The following is a 21,145-nucleotide window of genomic DNA, read 5'->3' as shown; positions in this document are numbered from 1 at the left end:
TGAAAAAAAAAATACTTTGGGTATTGAATTTCTACTTTTTTTTTCTCATACTTCATTAACGTTAAAACTACGAAAAAAGTTCCTTTTCTAAACATTTTAAATGTGAAAAAAACTCTTACAAACCTCAGAGTGCGATATGGAGAAACAGACCAAATGGGTGTGGTTTACTATGGCAACTATGCTCAGTACCTCGAGCAGGGAAGAACCGAATGGCTGCGGGAATTGGGCTTTTCTTACAAATGGATGGAACAGAATAATGTTCATTTACCGGTGGTACATTTAAACATCGATTATAAATTACCGGCTCATTATGACGACGTACTTACCGTAATCACTACACTTAAGAAAATTCCTACAGTTAAAATAGAGTTCGATTACGAAATTTTTAATGAAAAAAATCAGCTTCTCATCACAGCTTCCACCACCTTGGTTTTTGTGAACAGTACTACAAAAAAATTGATGAAAGCCCCCGATTATTTGTTGAAGAAATTGGAGGAATAGTTAAACCCTTTTTACAGAAATTTTATAAGTAGACTCAAATATCCCAAAAATTCTTGCTGAATCTTTTTTTCGTACCGAAAGCACAATTTCACAATTTAGTTCCATTTTTTGAGATTTTATGGTAAGATCTTCCTCTTTTATGATTCGCATAACTGTATTCATTTCAGGATATTCGAATTTTAATTGAATCGTTTCATCGATGGTCCGTTTTACTATTTTAGCGTTTTCCAACGCCAACTGTGCTCCAGTCTTGTAAGCCTGGATCAATCCGCCAACGCCCAATTTCGTTCCTCCAAAATACCGCACTACTACCACGAGGATATTAGTTACATCATAGGATTGTAGTTGTCCAAAGATTGGCATTCCGGCACTGTTTGAAGGTTCACCGTCGTCATTAACCCGATATTGCTCATAAGCCTTTCCCAACTGCCAGGCATAACACCAATGACGGGCGTTATAGTGTTCTTTCTTGAGTTGTTCTAAATGCTCTTTTATCTGTTCTTCATTGGTTACATGAAAAGCATAGCCGTAAAATTTGCTGCCTTTTTCTTTGTAAAGAGCTACCGGGGAATCCTCTCTTATCGTTTTATAGGTATCTTTAATAGTTTCAGACATTAAAATCTATTGTGATTAATAATATACTTACGACGGCTATTATAATTCCTATCCAGTTTTTTACTATCAGCTTTTCCTTAAAAAGTAAAATTCCAACCAGAGTGGATAACATTACTATTGCAACATTGTTAACAGTAAAGATCCCCGAACTTTCAAGCATTCCACTTCGCAATGCTTCCACTAAAAAATATACCGAAAAGTAATTTGGAACGCCCAGGAAGATTCCCCCAATGATATTTTTAATATCGATCCGAATGGATCCCTTCAAGGCCAGAAAAATAAGCGAAATAAGGCCAAGACTTCCCGCGGCAGCGAATATAGTGGCAGAAAAAACAGGCACTTCATCTGTCGCAACGTACGAATTTTCAAGATATTTGATACTGGTGTCTATAAAACCACTCCCTAAAAAGACCAATACCGGAAAGATCAAATTTGATCGTTGAATCTTTAGCCCGTCCTTGTTTTTTATGGAAGCAAAGTATACGGCAACCAGTGCAAGTACTATCCCCGTTGCTTTAAATATCCCAAGGCTTTCCTTGTAATACCAAAGCCCAAAAACCACAGGGATCACTAAGCTCATTTTCGTTGCTACAGACACGACTGATAAACCGCTTCGCTGTGTGGTAAGTGCCATAAGATTGAAAACCACTATAAATGTAATCCCCAAACCTAATGTGTAAACAAACCACGGCTGACCGGGAATTTCACGTATTGAAAGATCACCCGAATACGCCAGTAGGCCACAAATACATGCAACGATATAATTTACGACAATGGCTTGAAAAGTATTGATGTTGTATTTGCTGAACAGCTTAAATACAATGAAGATTAGGGTCGATGCAAGGATGCTGAAAAACAGTGAGATCAAAGGTTGTTATTTTTATATCGTTCTATGAGATCTGAACCGGACTTTTCTTCTGAAATCAGAGTTCCTGTAAACTCAGCCGCTTTTATCCCTTCCTTAAATTCGCTATTCCCTTTAAAAACAATAGCCTCATCCCATAAATCAATATCTATAAAGGATTGTAAGGTTTTTCCTCCGCCTTCAATGAGTACCGATTGAATATTTAAATCGTATAAGTCTGATATGATCTGCCGGGGGACATTTTGTGAAAAGTCAATCTTTCTAAAATTCTGAAGTTGAGACGAAGGTTTAGGCTTTTCGGTAAAGACAATGGTTTTTGCGTTTGAATTAAAAACTGCAGAATGCTCAGGAATTTTCAGCTCTTTGTCGATTATTATCCGAAGTGGCGATTCTCCATGCCAATCCCTTGCGGTAAGTGAAGGATCATCATCAAGAACAGTTTGTGTCCCTACCAGAATAGCTTGTTCTTCAGTCCGTATTTTATGAACCTTTTGCCTCGATCTTTTATTAGTGATCCACACCGGTGATCTTTGATTTCGTTTCGATGCTAAGGGAGCCATAAACCCATCCCGTGTCTCAGCCCACTTTAAAAGTATATACGGTCGCTTTTTTGTGTGAAATGTAAAAAACCGTTTATTTAATTCACGACACTCCGCTTCTAAAATGGGACGGCGAATATCACATCCCGCAGCCTTTAATTTTTCAATCCCTCGTCCTGCAACCTTTTGATTAGGGTCTGTGCTCCCTATGACCACGTTCTTGATTTGGTGCTCGATGATAAGGTCTGCACAGGGAGGGGTTTTACCAAAATGACTACAGGGTTCGAGACTCACATAGATGGTTGCATCTTTCAGAAGCTCTTTTTTAGCAACACTATTTATCGCATTTACTTCGGCATGTGGATGTCCCGCTTTATAGTGCCATCCTTCACCAATGATGTTGTCGTTGTGAACAATTACACTCCCTACCATCGGATTGGGATAGGTCGTTCCAAGGCCGTTTTTTGCAAGCTGGATGCAGCGCAACATATATTTTTCGTGTATATTCACATCGTAAAAATACAAGGAATTGATCACATGAGCACCCCTGCAATACGTCCTATTCAAAAAAAAGATGATGAGCATATAGCCAGCGTAATACGCAGGGTTTTGGAGGAGTTAAATGTGCCCAAGACAGGTACGGTTTATGAAGATACCTCTTTAGATGTGATGTTCGAAACCTATAATAGGGATGGCGCTGTTTATTTTGTCGTCGAAGAGAACAACAAGATCATTGGTGGTGGCGGAATTTCTCAATTGGCAAATTTCGACGGTAATGTTTGTGAATTACAAAAAATGTACTTTTTATCTGAAGCCAGAGGCAAGGGGATTGGACAGGCAATGCTAAAATTATGTTTTAATGCGGCGCGGGAATTTGGTTATGAAAAATGTTACCTCGAAACCATGCCGTATATGAAAGCAGCTCAGAAATTATACCAACAGGAAGGCTTTACATATCTCGACGGACCCCTGGGCGATACAGGACATTTTTCATGTCCGGTTCATATGATCAAAGTATTGTAGTCATGACTATAGCTGAGCTACGGCAGGAATTCTATGCATCACTTTTAGGGAGGTATCCTTCAGAAGAAGTAGGATCTTTTTTTACGATACTTTCAGAAAAAATCCTAAACCTGAAAAGAATAGATCTGGTCTTAAGATCCAACAACGAACTTTCAGAAAACCAGCAACAGGAATTTAAAAACGCCGTAAAAAGACTTCAGAAGTTTGAACCTATACAATACATTACGGGTGAAACTGAATTTTTCTCACTCCCTTTCAAAGTGAATAAACATACCTTAATTCCACGTCCTGAAACCGAAGAGTTGGTGCAATGGATTCTTGATATTAGTCAGACAAAGGACCCTGCCAATCTTGACATATTGGATATTGGAACGGGCTCCGGATGTATTGCTATATCGCTAGCCAAGAATCTTACCCCTGCTGCTGTAAGTGCTTTAGACATTTCTTCGGAAGCATTAAAAATCGCCCATAGGAATGCGATAAATAATAAGGTTGCTATAACCTTTGAAGAACGGGATATACTGAAGGTTTCAAAACTTCCAAAGCTATATGACATCATTGTTTCCAATCCTCCTTACGTGCGTGAAATGGAAAAGAAGGCTATGCACAAAAATGTGCTTGAGTACGAACCGGCGGCGGCATTATTTGTTTCAAACGTAGATCCTTTAGTGTTTTACAAAGCTATAGCCCGTCTGGCCAAACATAATTTAAAGCCGGGTGGAGCCCTGTTCTTCGAGATTAATGAGTATCTTAGTGAGACACTTTCGGTTGAACTTAAAAATATTGGTTTTAACGCTATTGAAATCAGGAAGGATCTCTTCGGAAAAGACCGAATGATAAAATGTGCTTTGCATGAATGATCTCAAAAATATCTGTGTTTTTTGCGGTAGCAGTGATGGAAATGACGCCATTATCACCCGTGCGACTCAGGAATTAGGCGAAAAATTTGCTTCTCAGGGTATAACTTTGGTTTATGGTGCAGCAAAAATCGGAATCATGGGGTCTCTGGCCAAAACGGTACTGGACAATGGAGGAGAAGTGACCGGGATCATTCCCGGTTTTCTGAAGAAAAAGGAGGTGGTTCATCTTGGGCTAACAAATTTGATCACCACTAAAAGTATGCATGAGCGAAAACTTGAAATGCAGAATCTCAGCGATGGATTTATTGCACTACCCGGAGGTATTGGTACGTTAGAAGAATTGTTCGAAATATTTTCATGGCTCCAACTCGGCTTACATACTAAACCCATTGGTTTGTTAAATTGCAACGGGTTTTATGATGATCTTATTCAATTGCTCGAAACCATGGTGCGAAAGGGATTTTTAAGCATGGAGAACTACGAATTGCTTCTTGTAGATACCACAGTGGATGGATTACTACAAAAAATGAAGGATTTTAAAGCTCCCCGAATTCCTCAATGGATGAATGAGGATTTAACATAGCAAAAAGGATAGTTTATTTTTATCTTTGTGTTATGACTACGGAAGAGCAAATCAACCAGCTTCGCAAAGAACTTCGGGAGCACAATTATAATTATTACGTACTGGATACTTCGGTGATATCCGATTTTGAATTCGACCAGAAACTGAAACAATTACAGGAGCTGGAAGCTGCCCATCCTCAATATTACGACCCAAATTCCCCTACCATTAGAGTGGGAGGACAAGTCACTAAGAACTTTGAAACCGTTCCGCATACGTACCGCATGTATTCTTTAGATAATTCCTACTCTAAGGAAGACCTTGAAGATTGGGAAAAGCGCATTAAAAAAATGGTGGACGGTAAAGTGGAATACACCTGTGAGCTCAAATACGATGGGGCTTCCATGAGTCTCACCTATGAAAACGGAAAACTTTTACGAGCGGTTACGCGTGGTGACGGATTTCAAGGTGATGACGTAACCACCAATGTGAAGACCATTCGTTCAGTCCCACTGCAATTAAAAGGCGACTTCCCGGCCCTGTTTGAAATTCGAGGAGAGATCGTTTTGCCTTTCGACGGATTCACAAAAATGAACGCCGAACGTGTAGAAGCCGGCGAAGAACCCTATCGCAATCCCAGAAATACTGCTTCAGGGAGTTTAAAATTACAAGATAGCAGTGAGGTGGCAAAGCGTCCTTTAGAATGTTTGTTGTACAGTTTAAAAGGAGAAAAACTACCCATTAAAACACAGTTTGAAAGTCTGATAAAAGCCCGCGAATGGGGCTTTAAAGTTCCTGAAGTTGCCAAATTGGCGCAAAATATAGATGAGGTGTTGGACTTTGTAAACTATTGGGATAAGCATCGTCACGAATTGCCGTACGAAACCGATGGGGTAGTCATTAAAGTGAACGATCTTCATCAGCAGGAAGAACTTGGATATACCGCTAAAGCTCCGCGTTGGGCTATGGCATATAAATTTAAGGCAGAGCAGGTTTCAACCGTATTAAATGAGATCACGTACCAGGTTGGCAGAACCGGTGCCATTACACCCGTCGCAAACTTACAACCGGTTGAGCTGGCAGGAACTATTGTTAAGCGGGCCTCACTGCATAATGCCGACCAGATCGCCAAGCTCGATATCAGGGAAGGTGATACGGTATATGTGGAAAAGGGGGGTGAGATCATTCCTAAGATCATTGGGGTTGATTTTACCCAACGCGATCCCGAATCTGAGCCAACCACGTACCGCACGACCTGTCCTGAATGTGATACAACTTTGGTTCGAACAGAAGGAGAGGCGCAACATTATTGTCCGAATTCTGAAGGTTGTCCGCCACAGATCATCGGGAGGATTCAACATTTTATATCGAGAAAAGCCATGGATATTGAAGGGCTTGGTGCTGAAACAGTGGCTCTTTTGGTGGTCAACGGACTCATAAATAATTATGCAGATCTTTATGAGCTTACCACAGCGCAGGTTATTCCACTGGAACGAATGGCAGAGAAAAGCGCTGAGAATCTTGTGTTGGGTATAGAGGCATCCAAACAGATTCCTTTTGAAAGGGTATTGTTTGCGTTGGGAATACGTTATGTTGGAGAAACCGTAGCAAAGAAACTGGCACGGCATTATAAAAGTATAGATGCCATAGCCGAAGCTTCAGAAGAAAGCCTTGTCTCGGTTGATGAGATAGGAGAGCGTATTGCCCAAAGTGTAGTCCAATTTTTTGCTTCCGAAGAAAATAGAACCATAATACAGCGGTTAAAATACTACGGAGTACAATTGGAAATTTCTGCCGAAAAACTGGCAAATCAAACTACGAAATTAACCGGAAATACGTTTGTGGTTTCGGGTGTATTTTCGAAGGTGTCACGAACTGAATTGAAAAAATTGATAGAGGACAATGGCGGAAAAGTTTCTGGGTCTATTTCGGCTAAAACCTCGTATGTCGTTGCCGGGGAAAATATGGGGCCGAGCAAGCGGATAAAGGCTGAAGGCTTAGGTGTCCCGATTATTAATGAAGATGATTTTTTGGAAATGATAGCCTCATAACAACGATAGTTTACCACTAAAAAAGTGTATTTTTGCAGTCCAAGAATTAGGGAGAATGTTTAAAAATTTAAGACATAAATCACTTCAGAAAAGAACTGATAAAAATTTAAAGATCAGGGATGTTTCGCAGGTGAATGCTCCTTTAAAAACACTGGGGTTTATAGTTGATGAAAAGTTAACCACAGATTTTGAGTTCTTATATGAGTATTGGCGCGAGTTGGGGATACAACGAAAGGATGTGAAGGTCTTTTCCTTTGTGGAGGTGAAGAAGAAATTACCCACCTTACAGCAGAATCAGATTCAGAATAAGGAATTTACCTGGAAAGGGGAGATACACAATCAGAATGCTCGGGAATTCTTGGATGTACCTTTCGATGTATTGGTAGGCTATTACCACGGAACTAATAAATTTTTGGATCTGATGGTTACCGAAAGCAAGGCAAAATTTAAAGTGGGCGCTGCGAATGCCGATGATCGTCTATATGATTTACTTATTAACATTACCCTGGATAAGGAAGATGCTTTTAAATCTGAATTCGTAAAGTACATGAAGATACTCGGTAAGATCGGTTAAATAAGAAAGGTCTGTAATGAGGAGCATTTTAGAATATTCAATAATTCATATCAAAAATAAATAGAATGAAAGAACTAGTTGGAACCGGAGTAGCTTTGATCACACCTTTTAAACCTGATCTAAGTGTTGATGTATCGGGATTGGAAAAGGTGGTGAACTATCAAATAGACAATGGTATTGATTATTTGGTGGTACTTGGAACTACTGCAGAAAGTGTTACCTTGAATAAACAGGAAAAACAACTGGTTATTGATACCATAGTTAAGACGAACAATGGCAGATTGCCTTTGGTTTTAGGAATCGGTGGCAACGATACTATGGCTGTAATCGATGAAATGAGGCATACCGATCTCACTCACTTTGCTGCAATTTTATCGGTTTCACCCATGTACAATAAGCCCACTCAGGAAGGGATCTACCAGCACTTTGCTGCGATAGCACAAATGGCGCCTAAGCCCATCATTTTGTATAATGTGCCGGGAAGAACAGCGTCCAACATGCTTCCTGAGACCGTGGCGAGACTGGCCAATGATTTCGAATCCATTGTAGCCATAAAAGAGGCGGCAGGAGATATAGTACAGGCTATGAAACTCATTGCGTCGTGTCCTGAAAATTTTCATGTAATATCGGGAGATGACATGATCACTTTACCTATGGTGCTCGCTGGAGGTTCCGGCGTGATTTCAGTTATTGGGGAAGGATTTCCCAGAGAATTTTCAAAAATGGTTCGCTTAGGACTGGAACGCAAGGTCGATGAGGCCTATGCAATTCATCATAAAATCGCTCCGGCGATCGATTATATTTTTGCTGAAGGTAATCCTGCGGGTATTAAAGCAGTTTTTAAAAAGTTAGGCATTTGTGATGATACGGTGAGACTCCCGTTGGTAGGCGTTAGCGACAGTCTGCGATTAAAAATAAGTGAGTTTACTGATGCGTTTTCTTGATTGATCGAAATATAAGCGTTAAATATTTCAAAACTTTACCTATCGCAAGGTATACAAACAATACTTTAGTGTAAAATTAAGTTTTTGTAATCACGTTTAATTCACTACTTTTGCACGATGTTTTTTAAAACCATGAGAGTACCTTTATATCTTATCATTATAGCTTTGTTCGTTGCTTCCTGTGGTGAATATCAGAAAGTATTGAGGGATGATGATGTGGCCCGAAAATATTCGATGGCAGATTCATTGTATCAAAAAGGAAAATACAAGAAAGCATTAAAATTGATGGAACAGATCGTTCCTGCATATAGAGGGAAGCCCCAGGCAGAAAGACTTATGTTTATGTACGCTAATACCTTTTATAATCTGGAAGATTATTATCTGGCGGGTTATCAATTTGAAAGGTTTGTAACTGCCTATCCTACCAGCGATAGTGTTGAGACAGCGGCATACAGGTCGGCAAAGAGCTATTACGAACTTTCTCCACGGTACTCATTGGACCAAAAAGACACTTATAAAGCACTGGAAGAACTTCAGGCTTATATAAATAAATACCCAAATTCTGAATTGCGTCTCGAAGCGAATACGTTGGTAACCGAATTGAGAGAGAAACTTGAAAAAAAGGATTTTGAAATTGCGCAGCAATATTTGAACATTGAAGACTATAAAGCGTCAATCGCAGCCTTTGAGAATTTTATTACCGATCACCCCGGTGCATCTCTACGGAAAAATGCTTTTTACGGTAGATTGGAGGCGGCTTATAAACTGGCCATCAACAGTATCCCGGCATTGGTTCAAGAACGACTATTGACAGCGAAAGGGTATTATAACAGTTTTGTAAAATATTATGCAAATTCTGATCTAAAGGAAGATGCAGATAAAATTTTGGCTGAAATTGACGAGCGTCTTGTCGAAGAGCCTACAAGTTAATATAAAGATTATGACAGATATTAAAAACAGCGATGCACCTATCAATACGACCACTATTGATAAAAATTTAATTGATAAGCCAACAGATAATATCTACGAGGCAATCTCTATTATTTCGAAGCGCGCCAATCAAATCAATAACGATATCAAGAAGGAACTTCTTGAGAAGTTGGATGAGTTTGCTACCTACAACGACAGTCTTGAAGAGATCTTCGAGAACAAGGAGCAAATTGAGGTTTCGAAATTCTACGAAAAACTTCCTAAGCCACATGCGCTGGCAATTCAGGAGTGGTTGGAAAGTAAGATCTACTACCGAAATACCAAAGACGAAGAATTAGAAAGCTAAAAAATGTCTGTTTTAAGCGGTAAAAATATTTTGCTTGGCGTTACTGCCGGTATTGCCGCTTACAAAGCCGCTTTTTTAGCTCGGTTACTGGTAAAAAAAGGAGCTCATGTTAAAGTGGTAATGACGCCTTCGGCTAAAGAATTCGTCACGCCTCTTACGCTTTCTACCTTATCACAGAATGAAGTATTCTCTTCGTTCACCAACGAAGATGACGATAATGCCCAATGGAATAACCATGTAGAGTTAGGCCTTTGGGCAAACTTATTTATAATTGCTCCAGCTACGGCGAATACCCTTTCAAAAATGGCAGCCGGAACTAGTGACAATTTGTTGCTTGCTACCTATCTTTCTGCCAAATGCCCGGTGTATTATGCACCCGCCATGGATCTGGATATGTATAAACACCCGAGTACTTTGGATAACTTTAAGAAGTTGACGGATTTTGGAAATATTATGATCCCCGCAGAGCACGGGGAACTGGCCAGCGGTTTAGTAGGGCAGGGTCGAATGGCAGAACCCGAAGCTATTGTAGAATTTATTGAAAGGGATCTGCTGAAAAGCCTACCATTACGCGGAAAAAAAATACTCATTACAGCGGGCCCCACTTATGAAGCGATCGATCCGGTACGTTTTATAGGTAATCACTCCAGTGGAAAAATGGGGTATGCGATTGCGGAAGCTTCAGCAGATCTGGGAGCAGAGGTGGTGTTGGTGTCTGGTCCGGTTGCACTGCATACCGAACACAGTTTGATCAAGACCGTTCGGGTTACTTCAGCACATGAAATGTATGATGCAGTGCACCAGTATTTTAACGAGTGTAATATTGCAATTTTAAGTGCTGCGGTGGCCGATTTTCGTCCTGTTGAAGTTGCCGATCAAAAGATCAAGAAGAAAGAAGATACTTTGGTGTTAAAGCTAGAGAAAACACAGGATATTCTGGCTTCCCTAGGAGCGATAAAAAAGAAACAATATCTTGTAGGCTTTGCACTGGAAACCGAGAACGAACTGGAAAACGCAAAAACAAAACTGAAAAAAAAGAATTTAGATTTAATTGTATTAAATTCGCTGAATGATCCAGGTGCGGGCTTTAAGACCAACACAAACAAGGTTACTTTGATCACAAAGGGCAATAAAGTACTGCCATTTCAAGTTAAAAGCAAGAAGAAAGTGGCTATCGATATTTTAGAACATATTATACAAGAACTCCATGCGTAAACTTATACTCTTATTTTCGTTTCTCATTACCGGCTTAGTGGGTCAATCTCAGGAGCTTAATTGTACCGTAACGGTGGATGCCGAGCAAACAGGACAGCCCAATCAGCAGGTTTTCAGAACGCTGGCGCAGCAGGTAACTGAATTTGTTAATAATACGAAATGGACGAACAAGGTGTATAAGAATCAGGAGCGTATCGACTGCAATATGTCAATTATTATAAACAGTTACGAATCCGATTCCTTTAGCGCGACCCTTCAAGTACAATCTTCAAGAACCATTTTCGGTTCTACCTATGACAGTCCGGTGTACAACTACAATGACAGACAATTCAGTTTCGATTATGTAGAATTTCAACCCCTTAATTTCAATATAAACAATTTCGATTCTAACCTTATATCGGTGATCGCTTATCACGTGTATACCATTATCGCTTTAGATGCCGACACGTATTCGCCGAACGGAGGTCAGGAGTATTTTGAAGTAGCCAAGCAAATTGTGAACACTGCTGCATCAAGTAATTTTTCGGGATGGAAGGCAACTGATGGGAATCAGTCCCGATACCGTTATAACGATGCAATGTTGTCTAACGTCTATCAGGAATTTCACGATGCCTTATATCAATATCACCGGAAAGGGTTGGACGTAATGGGCGAAGACCAGAAAGCTGCAAAACAGCAGATCGTTGAGGCCATCGCAAAGTTAAAGAACATAAACGACCGAAGACCCAATTCTTTTCTGCTTCGAACCTTTTTTGATGCAAAAAGTGATGAAATTCAGGCGATCTTCAGTGGCGGCCCCAAAGTCGATATCGTGCAATTAGTGGAAAACCTGAATAGAATGGCTCCAACCAAGCGTAGCAATTGGAGTGAAATTAAGTTTTAAGCTTAGGTTTTTTTTCTTGCAGAAGTAACAATTCTCCTTTACTTTAGAAGTCCCTCATCTAACAGATGAATCCCTTTCATTTAATACACTTTTGTGATTACAAATCTGTCCATAAAAAACTATGCATTAATCGATGACCTGAACGTTGGGTTTATGTCCGGACTTACGATTATCACGGGTGAAACAGGCGCCGGTAAATCTATTATTTTAGGTGCGTTATCCTTGTTGTTGGGAAAAAGAGCAGATCTAAGCAGTGTAAAGGATGCTTCAAAGAAATGTGTTATTGAAGCGAATTTTAGAATAGGGGATTACCAAATACAAAAGATCTTTACTGAAAACGATCTGGATTATGAGCCCATCACTATTGTACGACGGGAAATCCTCCCGGGTGGAAAATCTAGGGCATTTGTGAATGATACTCCCGTAACCCTTTCACAACTGGAGGCATTAGGAGTGCATCTGGTGGATGTTCATTCACAACACGAGACATTGGCGCTGTCTAATGAAGTTTTTCAGATGGAAGTTATCGATGCTTTGGCTGGAAATGATGCGCTTTTACAGGAGTATTCCAATGCCTATGAGGAATACAGAAATGTTGCTACAGATCTGGAGCAGGTATTGGCATCCAAAGAAACAGCGACCAAAGAGCTGGATTATCATTCGTTCTTATTTAACGAATTAAAACAGGCTTCTTTGGAAAAGTACGATCAAACCGAACTGGAAAATAGGTTTGAAACCTTAAATAATACCGAAGAGATACAGGAAACGCTATCCAGGGTCCTTCAAATTTTTTCTGAAGAATCCATTGGGATGCTTGGAATGGCCAAAGAAACTCGCACACTATTGGCCAGATTACAGAAATTCTCTTCTGAATTTTCAGATTATAACGACCGGCTTCAAAGTGTTGTCATAGAACTGGAGGATATGTATGAATCGCTTCAGAATACCGCCGAAAACGTTGAAGCCGATCCGCAGAAGCTGATGGAAGTTAACACCATTCTTCAGAATATTTATAAACTTCAGCAAAAACACACGGTAAACTCCATATCAGAATTGATAGAAATTCAGAAGGATCTGGAAGAAAAAATTGAGGGAACGCTACAACTTGATGATCGCATTGAGGCACTTCAGAAAGAAATAGAAAAATACAGGACCATTGCTTTAAATATTGCAACCCAACTCCATTCGAAAAGGAGTAAAGCTATTCCTATATTAAAAGCGAAATTGGAGGAAATCCTGCAAGAACTCGGACTCCCCAATGCTAGATTTAAATTTGATCTAACACCATCAAATCGTTTTAGATCCAATGGAACCGATACGCTCGAATTACTGTTCACAGCAAATAAGGGCTTGTCTTTTGGTGCCTTGAAAAAAGTAGCTTCGGGAGGAGAAATGAGTCGGATCATGTTGGCTGTAAAAGCGGTTTTAGCCGAATACAAAAAATTGCCTACTATCATTTTTGATGAGATAGACACGGGAGTTTCAGGTGAAATTGCCAATAAAATGGCATCTATAATGAACACAATGAGCAAGGGAATGCAATTGTTAAGTATTACGCATTTACCTCAGATCGCTGCTAAGGGAGATCATCATATTATGGTTTATAAAGAAGATGTAGACGAAGTAACTCAAACTCGATTAAGAGTGCTGGGACAGGAAGAACGAACAGTGGAAATAGCCAAAATGATAGGAGGTAATAAAGTGACAGATGCGGCTATAGCCAATGCAAAAGAATTATTGAATTAAAGCGTATCTTTGTTGAAACTGCAATTCTAGAACATAAAACTACTAAAATAACCTCTATAACTATGTCTTACAATCTATTAAAAGGAAAACGCGGAATTATCTTTGGAGCACTGGATGAAAACTCTATTGCGTGGAAAACAGCGGAACGGGTTCATGAAGAAGGAGGAGTCTTTGTATTGACTAACGCTCCAATAGCCATGCGTATGGGGCAAATAAATCAGTTGGCCGAAAAGACAAATTCTGAAATTGTCCCTGCAGATGCCACAAACCTCGAAGATCTTGAAAATCTAGTAGAACGGTCGATGGAGATTCTGGGGGGAAAAATAGATTTTGTGCTTCATTCTATAGGGATGTCAGTAAATGTTCGAAAAGGAAAACACTATACCGATCAAAATTACGATTGGACACATAAAGGATGGGATGTTTCGGCAGGATCATTTCACAAGACCATGCAGGTGTTGTATCAAAAGGATGCCATGAATGAATGGGGGAGTATAGTTGCGCTAACCTATATGGCTGCGCAACGTGTTTTTCCGGACTATAATGATATGGCCGATAACAAGGCATACCTGGAATCGATAGCACGTAGTTTTGGATATTTCTTCGGAAAAGATAAAAAAGTAAGAGTGAATACGATCTCTCAGTCACCAACCCCTACCACCGCCGGACAGGGAGTTAAAGGATTTGATGGCTTTATTGCCTATGCCGAAAAAATGTCACCATTAGGCAATGCAACTGCCGAAGATTGTGCCAATTATACCATTGCCATGTTTAGCGATTTAACCAAAAGAGTCACTCTTCAAAATTTATACAATGACGGAGGTTTTTCGAATATGGGGGTAAGTGATGCCGTCATGGATGCCTTTGTAAAAAATCAATAAAATATCGCAGCGGTTTAAATTTCTGTTGACACCTGTATTTATTAATGATACAGGTGTTTTTTTATGTTAAATAAGATGTTTAGTCGGTAGAAAATGTTAATAGTCGAAATTATTTCAATCTTAAATTAAATTTCAATATTTTTAATACCATTATTTTAACTAATCTATTATTTAATTATGAAAAAAATTACGCTAGTATTATGGTGCTTTTTGATTGGATTTTCATCTAGTCTTTTAGCACAAGATTATTATCCGGAAGAGCAAGCACGGATTTTAGCAAATTCTACTGAATCGAACCAAACTGTAAATTCATCACAAATAGATGAATTACTTGAACGTTTAAATTCAGTGGATTCTCAAGATACCAGAGATGGGTCTTTAGATTTATTTACCGATGCTGAAAGAGCAGTATTGAGTGCGTATTTTACGCAGCAAAGAAGTTCAATGGCTCCCTGTGATTTTGCGATCCCAATAACCTCGGGAACATTTACAAATCAGCCACTTGTGTGCCACACTGTAGATCAATTAAATTCTACCACTACTACAATGTGTCCTACAGATGCCAATACGGGGACGGCAATCCCAACCCAGTATGGAAATGGTCTTGAAGCACTTTATTCTTATACACCAGCTACCGACGGTCCGGTAACCATAACAGTAGATAATACTTCATGGACAGCAATCTTTGTGTATGATGGTTGTCCTGAAGGAGGAGGAACTTGTGTCGCAGGAACTAGATCAACTACCACCACAAGAACACTAAACTTTAATGTGGTAGCCAACACCGAGTACTTTATCTGGATCGATTCCTGGCCTGCACCTGCAAGTCCGTGTGTGGAAGGTGGTCAGATAGGTAATTTTAATGGTCCGGAACCTGTAAGCGGTGGTGGAAGTAACAATTGGACAGTAACTGTTGAAGATACTGTTAATTTCGGTGACGAAGTTGCCTGGGAGCTTAGAGATAACGGAGGTGTTGTTTTGTTAAGTGGAGGTCCTTACGGAGCACCACCTTATAGTGATACGCAAATGGTGACCACTTCTAATGAACCGTTAGAATTTTTTATAACGGCTATGAATGGTACATTCTTAGATAATACGCCTAACTATACAATTTCCTGTGGAGGAAACGTAGTTGTTTCGGGACAATTAGCACCCGGTTCCCAAACTACCGAATCAGGCTTAGTCTGCGGTGGCGGAGGCGGTGGAATGGATGAAGTCTTTGCTTTTGATGCAGGATTTTGTTCAGACGATATGGGAACTTTTTCTTTAGGAGGACCATATAATATTAACACCGTAGGAACTTCTACTACAGCTATTTTTGCTGGTGATTATGATGGTACAGGAACTTTATACGCTCTAGATAATGGCGCACTTACATTAATTACTATTGACCCGTCTAATGGAGCCGAAACTACGGTTGGACCGCTAACCAATATATTAGCAGGTCATGGAACGAGAGGATTGGCATGGAATTACGCGAATAGTACCATGTATGCCTTGACCGGTTCGGGTGATGCCCATACCATTTATACCGTTGATCTCGCTACAGGAACTTTAACTGAAGTGGGAACATCCAATATTCCGGGTGGACTCGGAATATGGCTGGCTATCGACAATAACGGAGATGCATATATGGCCGAACTGGCCAACGACAGTCTATGGAGTGTGGATCTTGCCAATGCCACTTTTACCGAAATTGGTCCCTTAGGCATTGCAATTAACTTTGCACAGGATGCCGATTTCGATCCGGTTTCTAATGTACTTTATATGGGAGCCTATGTTGGAGGAGGAATCAATCAATTCGGTACGGTAGATACTACTACAGGTGCTTTTACGGGATTAGGAACTGTTAATTCAGACTGTGCGGAACTTGGTATTGTTGCTATTGCCGGAACCCCGATACCACCAGTAACAAACGATGAATGTGCCGGAGCTACTCCAGTAATGTGTGGAGATATAGTTGTTGGAACTACCGCAGATAATACAGATACAGGTGGTGAAAGCGCAGCACCGGATGAGTGGTATTCATTTACAGGAACAGGAGCTCAGGAAATAGTTACCTTATCATTCTGTAATGGAGGAACAACTTACGATTCGAGAGTTACCGTTTATGATTCTTGTGGTGGCGCAGTAATCGTTACCAACGATGATTTTTGTGGACTTCAGTCTCAGGTTTCTTTCTTATCAGACGGAACATCAACGTATGTGATCGCTGTTGAAGGTTTTGCCGCAGCTAGCGTAGGTCCTTTCAGTATGGAGGTGACTTGTCAGGCTATAGCAGCTAACGACGAGTGTATTAACGCACAAACGATTGCTTGTGGTGAAACGCTACTTGGTTCTACATTAAACGCATTGTTCGATCCAACAGCACCTGTTTGTACCACTCCTATTACAGCACCGGGTGTATGGTATACCTTCGAAGATACAAGTGGTTTAATTACCGATTATACAGTTTCCCTATGTGATGGTGGAACGGCTTATGACAGTAAAATAACTGTGTATTCCGGAGATTGTGGAACTCTTACCTGTGTTGGAGATAACGACGATTCTTGTGGATTACAGTCTGAAGTGTCATGGCAAGGAGACGGTAGTACAACCTACTATATCTTAGTTCACGGATTCGGATCTGCACAAGGAGACTTCTCGATCAATCTGGCGTGTACTCCGGTACCTCCACCAAACGATATGATCGTGAACTCTATTGATGTTGACGAGATAGGATTCCCTTATACCGATCCTGCCGTTGCCATGCCTGCTGCTACTACCGAGAATGGTAACCCAACGGGTTGTGCCATCGACGGTGCAAACGGTGTATGGTATAACTTTGTTGCAGCCGGAAACGGAACAGCTACTGCCTCTATCGTTTCTCCAGCAGGAGCGAGTTTTATAGTATTCTATAAGGCTCCGGATGAGAACGCAGTTGAAACCGATCTGGAATATTTCTTCCAGGTAGGAAACCAGTGTGCTCCGGGAACCACGGCTAATATTACAACTGAAGCGGGTCAGGCATACTACTTATTTGTAGTGAATACCGGCGGAATTACCGACATAGTGATCGATGGTACTAATTTAGGTACAGCCGATAATACTATAGAAGGATTCAGTTATTATCCAAACCCTGCCAATGAGGTTCTAAATCTGTCTTCGATCGAGATGATCGATTCTGTATCGATTTACAACATATTGGGTCAGCAAGTACTCGGAATGGATGTAAATGCTACACGCAGTGAGTTAAATGTTTCCTCACTCACCACAGGAACTTACATTATGAAAGTTTCAGTGAATGGAGAAATAGGAACCTATCAGATTATAAAGGAGTAGATCCTTAAAAATGGAAAAAGAAAGCCATCCTTGAGAAAGGGTGGCTTTTTTTATGGGTCAGATTTCGAACTTCAATAATCAACAATCTTCTCTTTATTAATTATTTACTGTCCGGAGAGGGTAATTATTAACATTTTTTTAATACTTTTAAGCTTCAATTTAACGCAACTAATCTAATAATCTCATTATGAAAAAAATTACATTACTACTCTTTTTGATGGTATGTTCTTTCGGTTTTGCTCAGAGTGTTGGCCCCGTAACAGCGGCATCACTCAGTTCAAATTACCAAAGTACATCTGTAAATCAGAACACAACCAATTCAAGTTCCATGGCCATAGACTATACGTTGGACCAAGCAGGAACTTTTAATCCAATCGACATCTCTGTCTCCGGAACGGAAGTTACTTTGGGAGATGATGATGGTACCGGCCCTATATCCATGGGCTTTACATTTAATTTTATTGGAAACGATTATACCGATATCTACATTTCATCCAATGGATATTTAACGTTCGATCCTGCAGACGTAACAGATCTATCTGATGACGCTATTCCTAATGCAACACTGCCTAATAATATAATAGCGGTTGCATGGGATGATCTTGATCCCGGAAACGGCGGTCAGCCCGCGATGAATGTTGTTCGCTACTCCACTGAAGGAACTGCTCCTAACAGAATATTTATCGTTGAATATTTTAATGTAGATCAATTTCCTTCCGGAAATAATGTAACTACACAAGCTCAGCTGTATGAAGGAACAAATGTGATCGAAATTCATACTACGACTAAACCCGATGATGGTGGTCCATCGACTCAGGGAATTGAAAATTTTGACGGAACTGACGGACTTGCTGTTCCAAATCGTAATAATCAAAACTGGGCAATTACGAACGACTTTGTAGCTTTTATTCCCAACACAACCAGTGCAGGTAACTGGACAGTAACTGTTGAAGACACTGTTAACTTTGGTGATGAAGTTGCATGGGAGCTTAGAGATAATGGAGGTGTAGTGTTGTTGAGTGGAGGTCCTTATGGCGCACCACCTTATAGTGATACGCAAATGGTCACAACTTCTAATGAACCTTTGGAATTTTTTATCACGGCTATGAATGGTCCATTCCTAGATAATACCCCTAACTATACAATTTCCTGTGGTGGAAATGTTATTGTTTCGGGTCAGTTAGCTCCGGGATCTCAAACTACCGAATCAGGTTTGGTTTGCGGTGGTGGTGGCGGAGCTACCTGTGGAACTACAGTTCCAAACTATACGAACTCAATAAATACTTTAAATGGAACTCCATCTCAGAATTTTCCAAACCCTACCAATGATCCTTTTGACAGTGAAGCCGCAGATGATTTTGTCATTCCTTTAGCTCCTTCTATGGCAGCAGCTATTTGCGAAGTATCTATTACAGGAATTAGTTCGGCCGCAGGATTTCCTGCAGATCCTAATTCATTAGTTACATTAAATATTTACAGTAATGCCGGAGGTATTCCCGGATCAATAATTTATACTGAAGATTTCCCAGGCCCGGCCCTAGATCCCGGAAATACGGGAAGTTTTATACTTTCACCTACCGGAGCAGTTAATTTGGTTGGCGGTGAAACATACTGGATGAGCGTAGTTGCTACTTTGGATTTTGCTCTGGCGGGACAATGGTTCTGGTCTACTGCATCCGATGGTAATGATGGCCCATATCAATGGCAAAATCCGGGTGGCGGATTTGCAACTCCTTGTACCACATGGGGATCGGGACAAACTGCCTGTGGTGTAGGTGGTGGTACAGGTCCGGATCTTATGATGGACATCAGCTTTGTTGAAGTACCAACCAGTGATCAATGCGCAGGAGCCTTACCGGTTGCCTGTGGTGATGTGGTCGTAGGAACTACAGCAGATAATACAGATCAGGGAGGTGTAACGGCTGCTCCGGATGAGTGGTATTCATTTACCGGTTCGGGTACTCAGGAATTTGTTACCCTATCGTTCTGTGGCGGAGGAACGACTTATGATTCCCGAGTTGCTGTTTACGATGCCTGTGGAGGAACCCTTGTGGTGGATAACGACGATTTTTGTGGGTTACAATCTCAGGTTACCTTCCTTTCAGACGGTACTACCACGTATGTAATCGCTGTAGAAGGATTCGGAACCAGTTCCGGAGCTTTTAGTATGGCCGTTACCTGCGAACCTATTGCACCTAATGATGAATGCGCAAATGCACAAACTATAGCTTGTGGAGAAACACTGCTGGGGACAACAAGAACTGCGTTCTTTGATCCTGCTGCTCCTGTTTGTACCACTCCTATTACAGCACCGGGTGTATGGTATACCTTCGAAGATACTAGTGGTTTAATTACCGATTATACAGTTTCCCTATGTGATGGTGGAACGGCTTATGACAGTAAGATAACAGTGTATGAAGGTACATGTGGTGCCCTAGCTTGTGTGGATGATAACGACGATTCTTGTGGATTACAGTCTGAAGTGTCATGGCAAGGAGACGGTAGTACAACCTACTATATCTTAGTTCACGGATTCGGATCTGCACAAGGAGACTTCTCGATCAATCTGGCGTGTACTCCGGTACCTCCACCAAACGATATGATCGTGAACTCTATTGATGTTGACGAGATAGGATTCCCTTATACCGATCCTGCCGTTGCCATGCCTGCTGCTACTACCGAGAATGGTAACCCAACGGGTTGTGCCATCGACGGTGCAAACGGTGTATGGTATAACTTTGTTGCAGCCGGAAACGGAACAGCTACTGCCTCTATCGTTTCTCCAGCAGGAGCGAGTTTTATAGTATTCTATAAGGCTCCGGATGAGAACGCAGTTGAAACCGATCTGGAATATTTCTTCCAGGTAGGAAACCAGTGTGCTCCGGGAACCACGGCTAATATTACAACTGAAGCGGGTCAGGCATACTACTTATTTGTAGTGAATACCGGCGGAATTACCGATATAGTGATCGATGGTACTAATTTAGGTACAGCCGATAATACTATAGAAGGATTCAGTTATTATCCAAACCCTGCTAATGAAATTTTAAATCTGTCTTCGATCGAGATGATCGATTCTGTATCGATTTACAACATATTGGGTCAGCAAGTACTCGGAATGGATGTAAATGCTACACGCAGTGAGTTAAATGTTTCCTCACTCACCACAGGAACTTACATTATGAAAGTTTCAGTGAATGGAGAAATAGGAACTTACAAGATTTTGAAAGAGTAATTTTTTTCATATATTTCTAAAGCCATCTGTCTTTGATAGATGGCTTTTTTTTTG

18 protein-coding genes are annotated in these 21,145 nt (G+C 40.6%); 15 read left to right on the top strand and 3 right to left on the bottom strand.

The annotated features are described in order from the left end of the window. Positions 1–102: 102 nt before the first annotated feature. Positions 103–501, top strand: a complete 399-nt coding sequence (locus tag ALE3EI_RS13650; RefSeq protein ID WP_186989586.1) for an acyl-CoA thioesterase — start codon at positions 103–105, stop codon at positions 499–501. On the opposite strand, the gene ALE3EI_RS13645 is transcribed toward ALE3EI_RS13650, so the two are convergent. Genes ALE3EI_RS13645 through ribD form a run of 3 tightly spaced genes read right to left on the bottom strand, consistent with a single transcriptional unit; the run spans position 502 to position 3,030 of the window. Continuing rightward, entirely contained in the window at positions 502–1,116 is a 615-nt protein-coding gene (locus ALE3EI_RS13645) for an IMPACT family protein (protein WP_186989584.1), read from the bottom strand. It abuts the gene before it with no gap. Next, positions 1,109–1,984: a DMT family transporter gene (locus ALE3EI_RS13640; protein ID WP_186989582.1), complete on the bottom strand. Its 876-nt coding sequence runs from the start codon at positions 1,982–1,984 to the stop codon at positions 1,109–1,111. Before ALE3EI_RS13640 ends, ALE3EI_RS13645 begins: the two co-directional genes overlap by 8 nt. Beyond that, complete coding sequence (gene ribD / locus ALE3EI_RS13635; protein WP_186992383.1) at positions 1,981–3,030, bottom strand: bifunctional diaminohydroxyphosphoribosylaminopyrimidine deaminase/5-amino-6-(5-phosphoribosylamino)uracil reductase RibD; 1,050 nt, start codon at positions 3,028–3,030, stop codon at positions 1,981–1,983. The genes ALE3EI_RS13640 and ribD overlap by 4 nt, the downstream gene beginning before the upstream one ends. Positions 3,031–3,057: 27 nt before the next feature. Between ribD and ALE3EI_RS13630 the strand changes: the two genes are divergently transcribed. The 14 genes from ALE3EI_RS13630 (at position 3,058) to ALE3EI_RS13565 (ending at position 21,091) form a co-directional block, all read left to right on the top strand. After that, the gene (locus ALE3EI_RS13630; protein ID WP_186989580.1) at positions 3,058–3,543 is read left to right on the top strand and encodes a GNAT family N-acetyltransferase; all 486 of its coding nucleotides are present in this window, start codon (positions 3,058–3,060) and stop codon (positions 3,541–3,543) included. A 2-nt stretch (positions 3,544–3,545) separates the two neighbouring features. Further along, positions 3,546–4,403 carry a peptide chain release factor N(5)-glutamine methyltransferase gene (prmC, locus tag ALE3EI_RS13625; protein ID WP_186989578.1) on the top strand — a complete coding sequence of 286 codons (858 nt, stop codon included), beginning with the start codon at positions 3,546–3,548 and terminating at the stop codon, positions 4,401–4,403. Next, on the top strand, positions 4,396–4,986 hold the full coding sequence (locus ALE3EI_RS13620; protein WP_186989576.1) for an LOG family protein: 591 nt from the start codon (positions 4,396–4,398) through the stop codon (positions 4,984–4,986). Before prmC ends, ALE3EI_RS13620 begins: the two co-directional genes overlap by 8 nt. A 32-nt stretch (positions 4,987–5,018) precedes the next feature. Further along, on the top strand, positions 5,019–7,016 hold the full coding sequence (ligA, locus tag ALE3EI_RS13615; protein WP_186989574.1) for an NAD-dependent DNA ligase LigA: 1,998 nt from the start codon (positions 5,019–5,021) through the stop codon (positions 7,014–7,016). A 55-nt stretch (positions 7,017–7,071) separates the two neighbouring features. Further along, positions 7,072–7,590 carry a DUF6913 domain-containing protein gene (locus tag ALE3EI_RS13610; RefSeq protein WP_186989572.1) on the top strand — a complete coding sequence of 173 codons (519 nt, stop codon included), beginning with the start codon at positions 7,072–7,074 and terminating at the stop codon, positions 7,588–7,590. A 65-nt stretch (positions 7,591–7,655) separates the two neighbouring features. Beyond that, a complete protein-coding gene (gene dapA / locus ALE3EI_RS13605) occupies positions 7,656–8,534 on the top strand; it encodes a 4-hydroxy-tetrahydrodipicolinate synthase (protein ID WP_186989570.1) in 879 nt (292 codons plus the stop codon). 132 nt (positions 8,535–8,666) lie between these two features. Then, positions 8,667–9,464, top strand: a complete 798-nt coding sequence (locus ALE3EI_RS13600; protein ID WP_186989569.1) for an outer membrane protein assembly factor BamD — start codon at positions 8,667–8,669, stop codon at positions 9,462–9,464. Positions 9,465–9,474: 10 nt separating this feature from the next. After that, positions 9,475–9,810 carry a DNA-directed RNA polymerase subunit omega gene (locus ALE3EI_RS13595; protein ID WP_186989567.1) on the top strand — a complete coding sequence of 112 codons (336 nt, stop codon included), beginning with the start codon at positions 9,475–9,477 and terminating at the stop codon, positions 9,808–9,810. A gap of 3 nt (positions 9,811–9,813) precedes the next feature. Beyond that, complete coding sequence (gene coaBC / locus ALE3EI_RS13590; RefSeq protein WP_186989565.1) at positions 9,814–11,025, top strand: bifunctional phosphopantothenoylcysteine decarboxylase/phosphopantothenate--cysteine ligase CoaBC; 1,212 nt, start codon at positions 9,814–9,816, stop codon at positions 11,023–11,025. Then, positions 11,018–11,908, top strand: coding sequence for a type IX secretion system protein PorD (porD, locus tag ALE3EI_RS13585; RefSeq protein WP_186989563.1), 891 nt, complete (start codon positions 11,018–11,020; stop codon positions 11,906–11,908). Before coaBC ends, porD begins: the two co-directional genes overlap by 8 nt. 93 nt (positions 11,909–12,001) lie before the next feature. Then, on the top strand, positions 12,002–13,654 hold the full coding sequence (gene recN / locus ALE3EI_RS13580; RefSeq protein WP_186989561.1) for a DNA repair protein RecN: 1,653 nt from the start codon (positions 12,002–12,004) through the stop codon (positions 13,652–13,654). A 62-nt stretch (positions 13,655–13,716) separates the two neighbouring features. Further along, complete coding sequence (locus ALE3EI_RS13575) at positions 13,717–14,535, top strand: enoyl-ACP reductase FabI (protein ID WP_186989559.1); 819 nt, start codon at positions 13,717–13,719, stop codon at positions 14,533–14,535. A 177-nt stretch (positions 14,536–14,712) separates the two neighbouring features. After that, positions 14,713–17,856 (top strand): T9SS type A sorting domain-containing protein, encoded by a 3,144-nt coding sequence (locus ALE3EI_RS13570; protein WP_186989557.1) that lies wholly within the window; start codon positions 14,713–14,715, stop codon positions 17,854–17,856. A 187-nt stretch (positions 17,857–18,043) separates the two neighbouring features. Then, positions 18,044–21,091, top strand: a complete 3,048-nt coding sequence (locus ALE3EI_RS13565) for a T9SS type A sorting domain-containing protein (RefSeq protein WP_186989555.1) — start codon at positions 18,044–18,046, stop codon at positions 21,089–21,091. The last annotated feature ends 54 nt before the right edge of the window (positions 21,092–21,145 follow it).

Origin of the sequence: Constantimarinum furrinae (genome assembly GCF_014295415.1) — a bacterium.
Lineage (GTDB): Bacteria > Bacteroidota > Bacteroidia > Flavobacteriales > Flavobacteriaceae > Constantimarinum > Constantimarinum furrinae.
This window is presented reverse-complemented; position numbering and strand designations above follow the sequence as displayed.

Bases quoted from the DNA above. Each gene is read 5' to 3' on its own strand.
- ALE3EI_RS13645 (WP_186989584.1), bottom strand. From the start codon at position 1,116: ATGTCTGAAACTATTAAAGATACCTATAAAACGATAAGAGAGGATTCC.
- ALE3EI_RS13630 (WP_186989580.1), top strand. From the start codon at position 3,058: ATGAGCACCCCTGCAATACGTCCTATTCAAAAAAAAGATGATGAGCAT.
- prmC (WP_186989578.1), top strand. From the start codon at position 3,546: ATGACTATAGCTGAGCTACGGCAGGAATTCTATGCATCACTTTTAGGG.
- ALE3EI_RS13620 (WP_186989576.1), top strand. From the start codon at position 4,396: ATGAATGATCTCAAAAATATCTGTGTTTTTTGCGGTAGCAGTGATGGA.
- ligA (WP_186989574.1), top strand. From the start codon at position 5,019: ATGACTACGGAAGAGCAAATCAACCAGCTTCGCAAAGAACTTCGGGAG.
- ALE3EI_RS13610 (WP_186989572.1), top strand. From the start codon at position 7,072: ATGTTTAAAAATTTAAGACATAAATCACTTCAGAAAAGAACTGATAAA.
- dapA (WP_186989570.1), top strand. From the start codon at position 7,656: ATGAAAGAACTAGTTGGAACCGGAGTAGCTTTGATCACACCTTTTAAA.
- ALE3EI_RS13600 (WP_186989569.1), top strand. From the start codon at position 8,667: ATGAGAGTACCTTTATATCTTATCATTATAGCTTTGTTCGTTGCTTCC.
- ALE3EI_RS13595 (WP_186989567.1), top strand. From the start codon at position 9,475: ATGACAGATATTAAAAACAGCGATGCACCTATCAATACGACCACTATT.
- coaBC (WP_186989565.1), top strand. From the start codon at position 9,814: ATGTCTGTTTTAAGCGGTAAAAATATTTTGCTTGGCGTTACTGCCGGT.
- porD (WP_186989563.1), top strand. From the start codon at position 11,018: ATGCGTAAACTTATACTCTTATTTTCGTTTCTCATTACCGGCTTAGTG.
- ALE3EI_RS13575 (WP_186989559.1), top strand. From the start codon at position 13,717: ATGTCTTACAATCTATTAAAAGGAAAACGCGGAATTATCTTTGGAGCA.
- ALE3EI_RS13570 (WP_186989557.1), top strand. From the start codon at position 14,713: ATGAAAAAAATTACGCTAGTATTATGGTGCTTTTTGATTGGATTTTCA.
- ALE3EI_RS13565 (WP_186989555.1), top strand. From the start codon at position 18,044: ATGAAAAAAATTACATTACTACTCTTTTTGATGGTATGTTCTTTCGGT.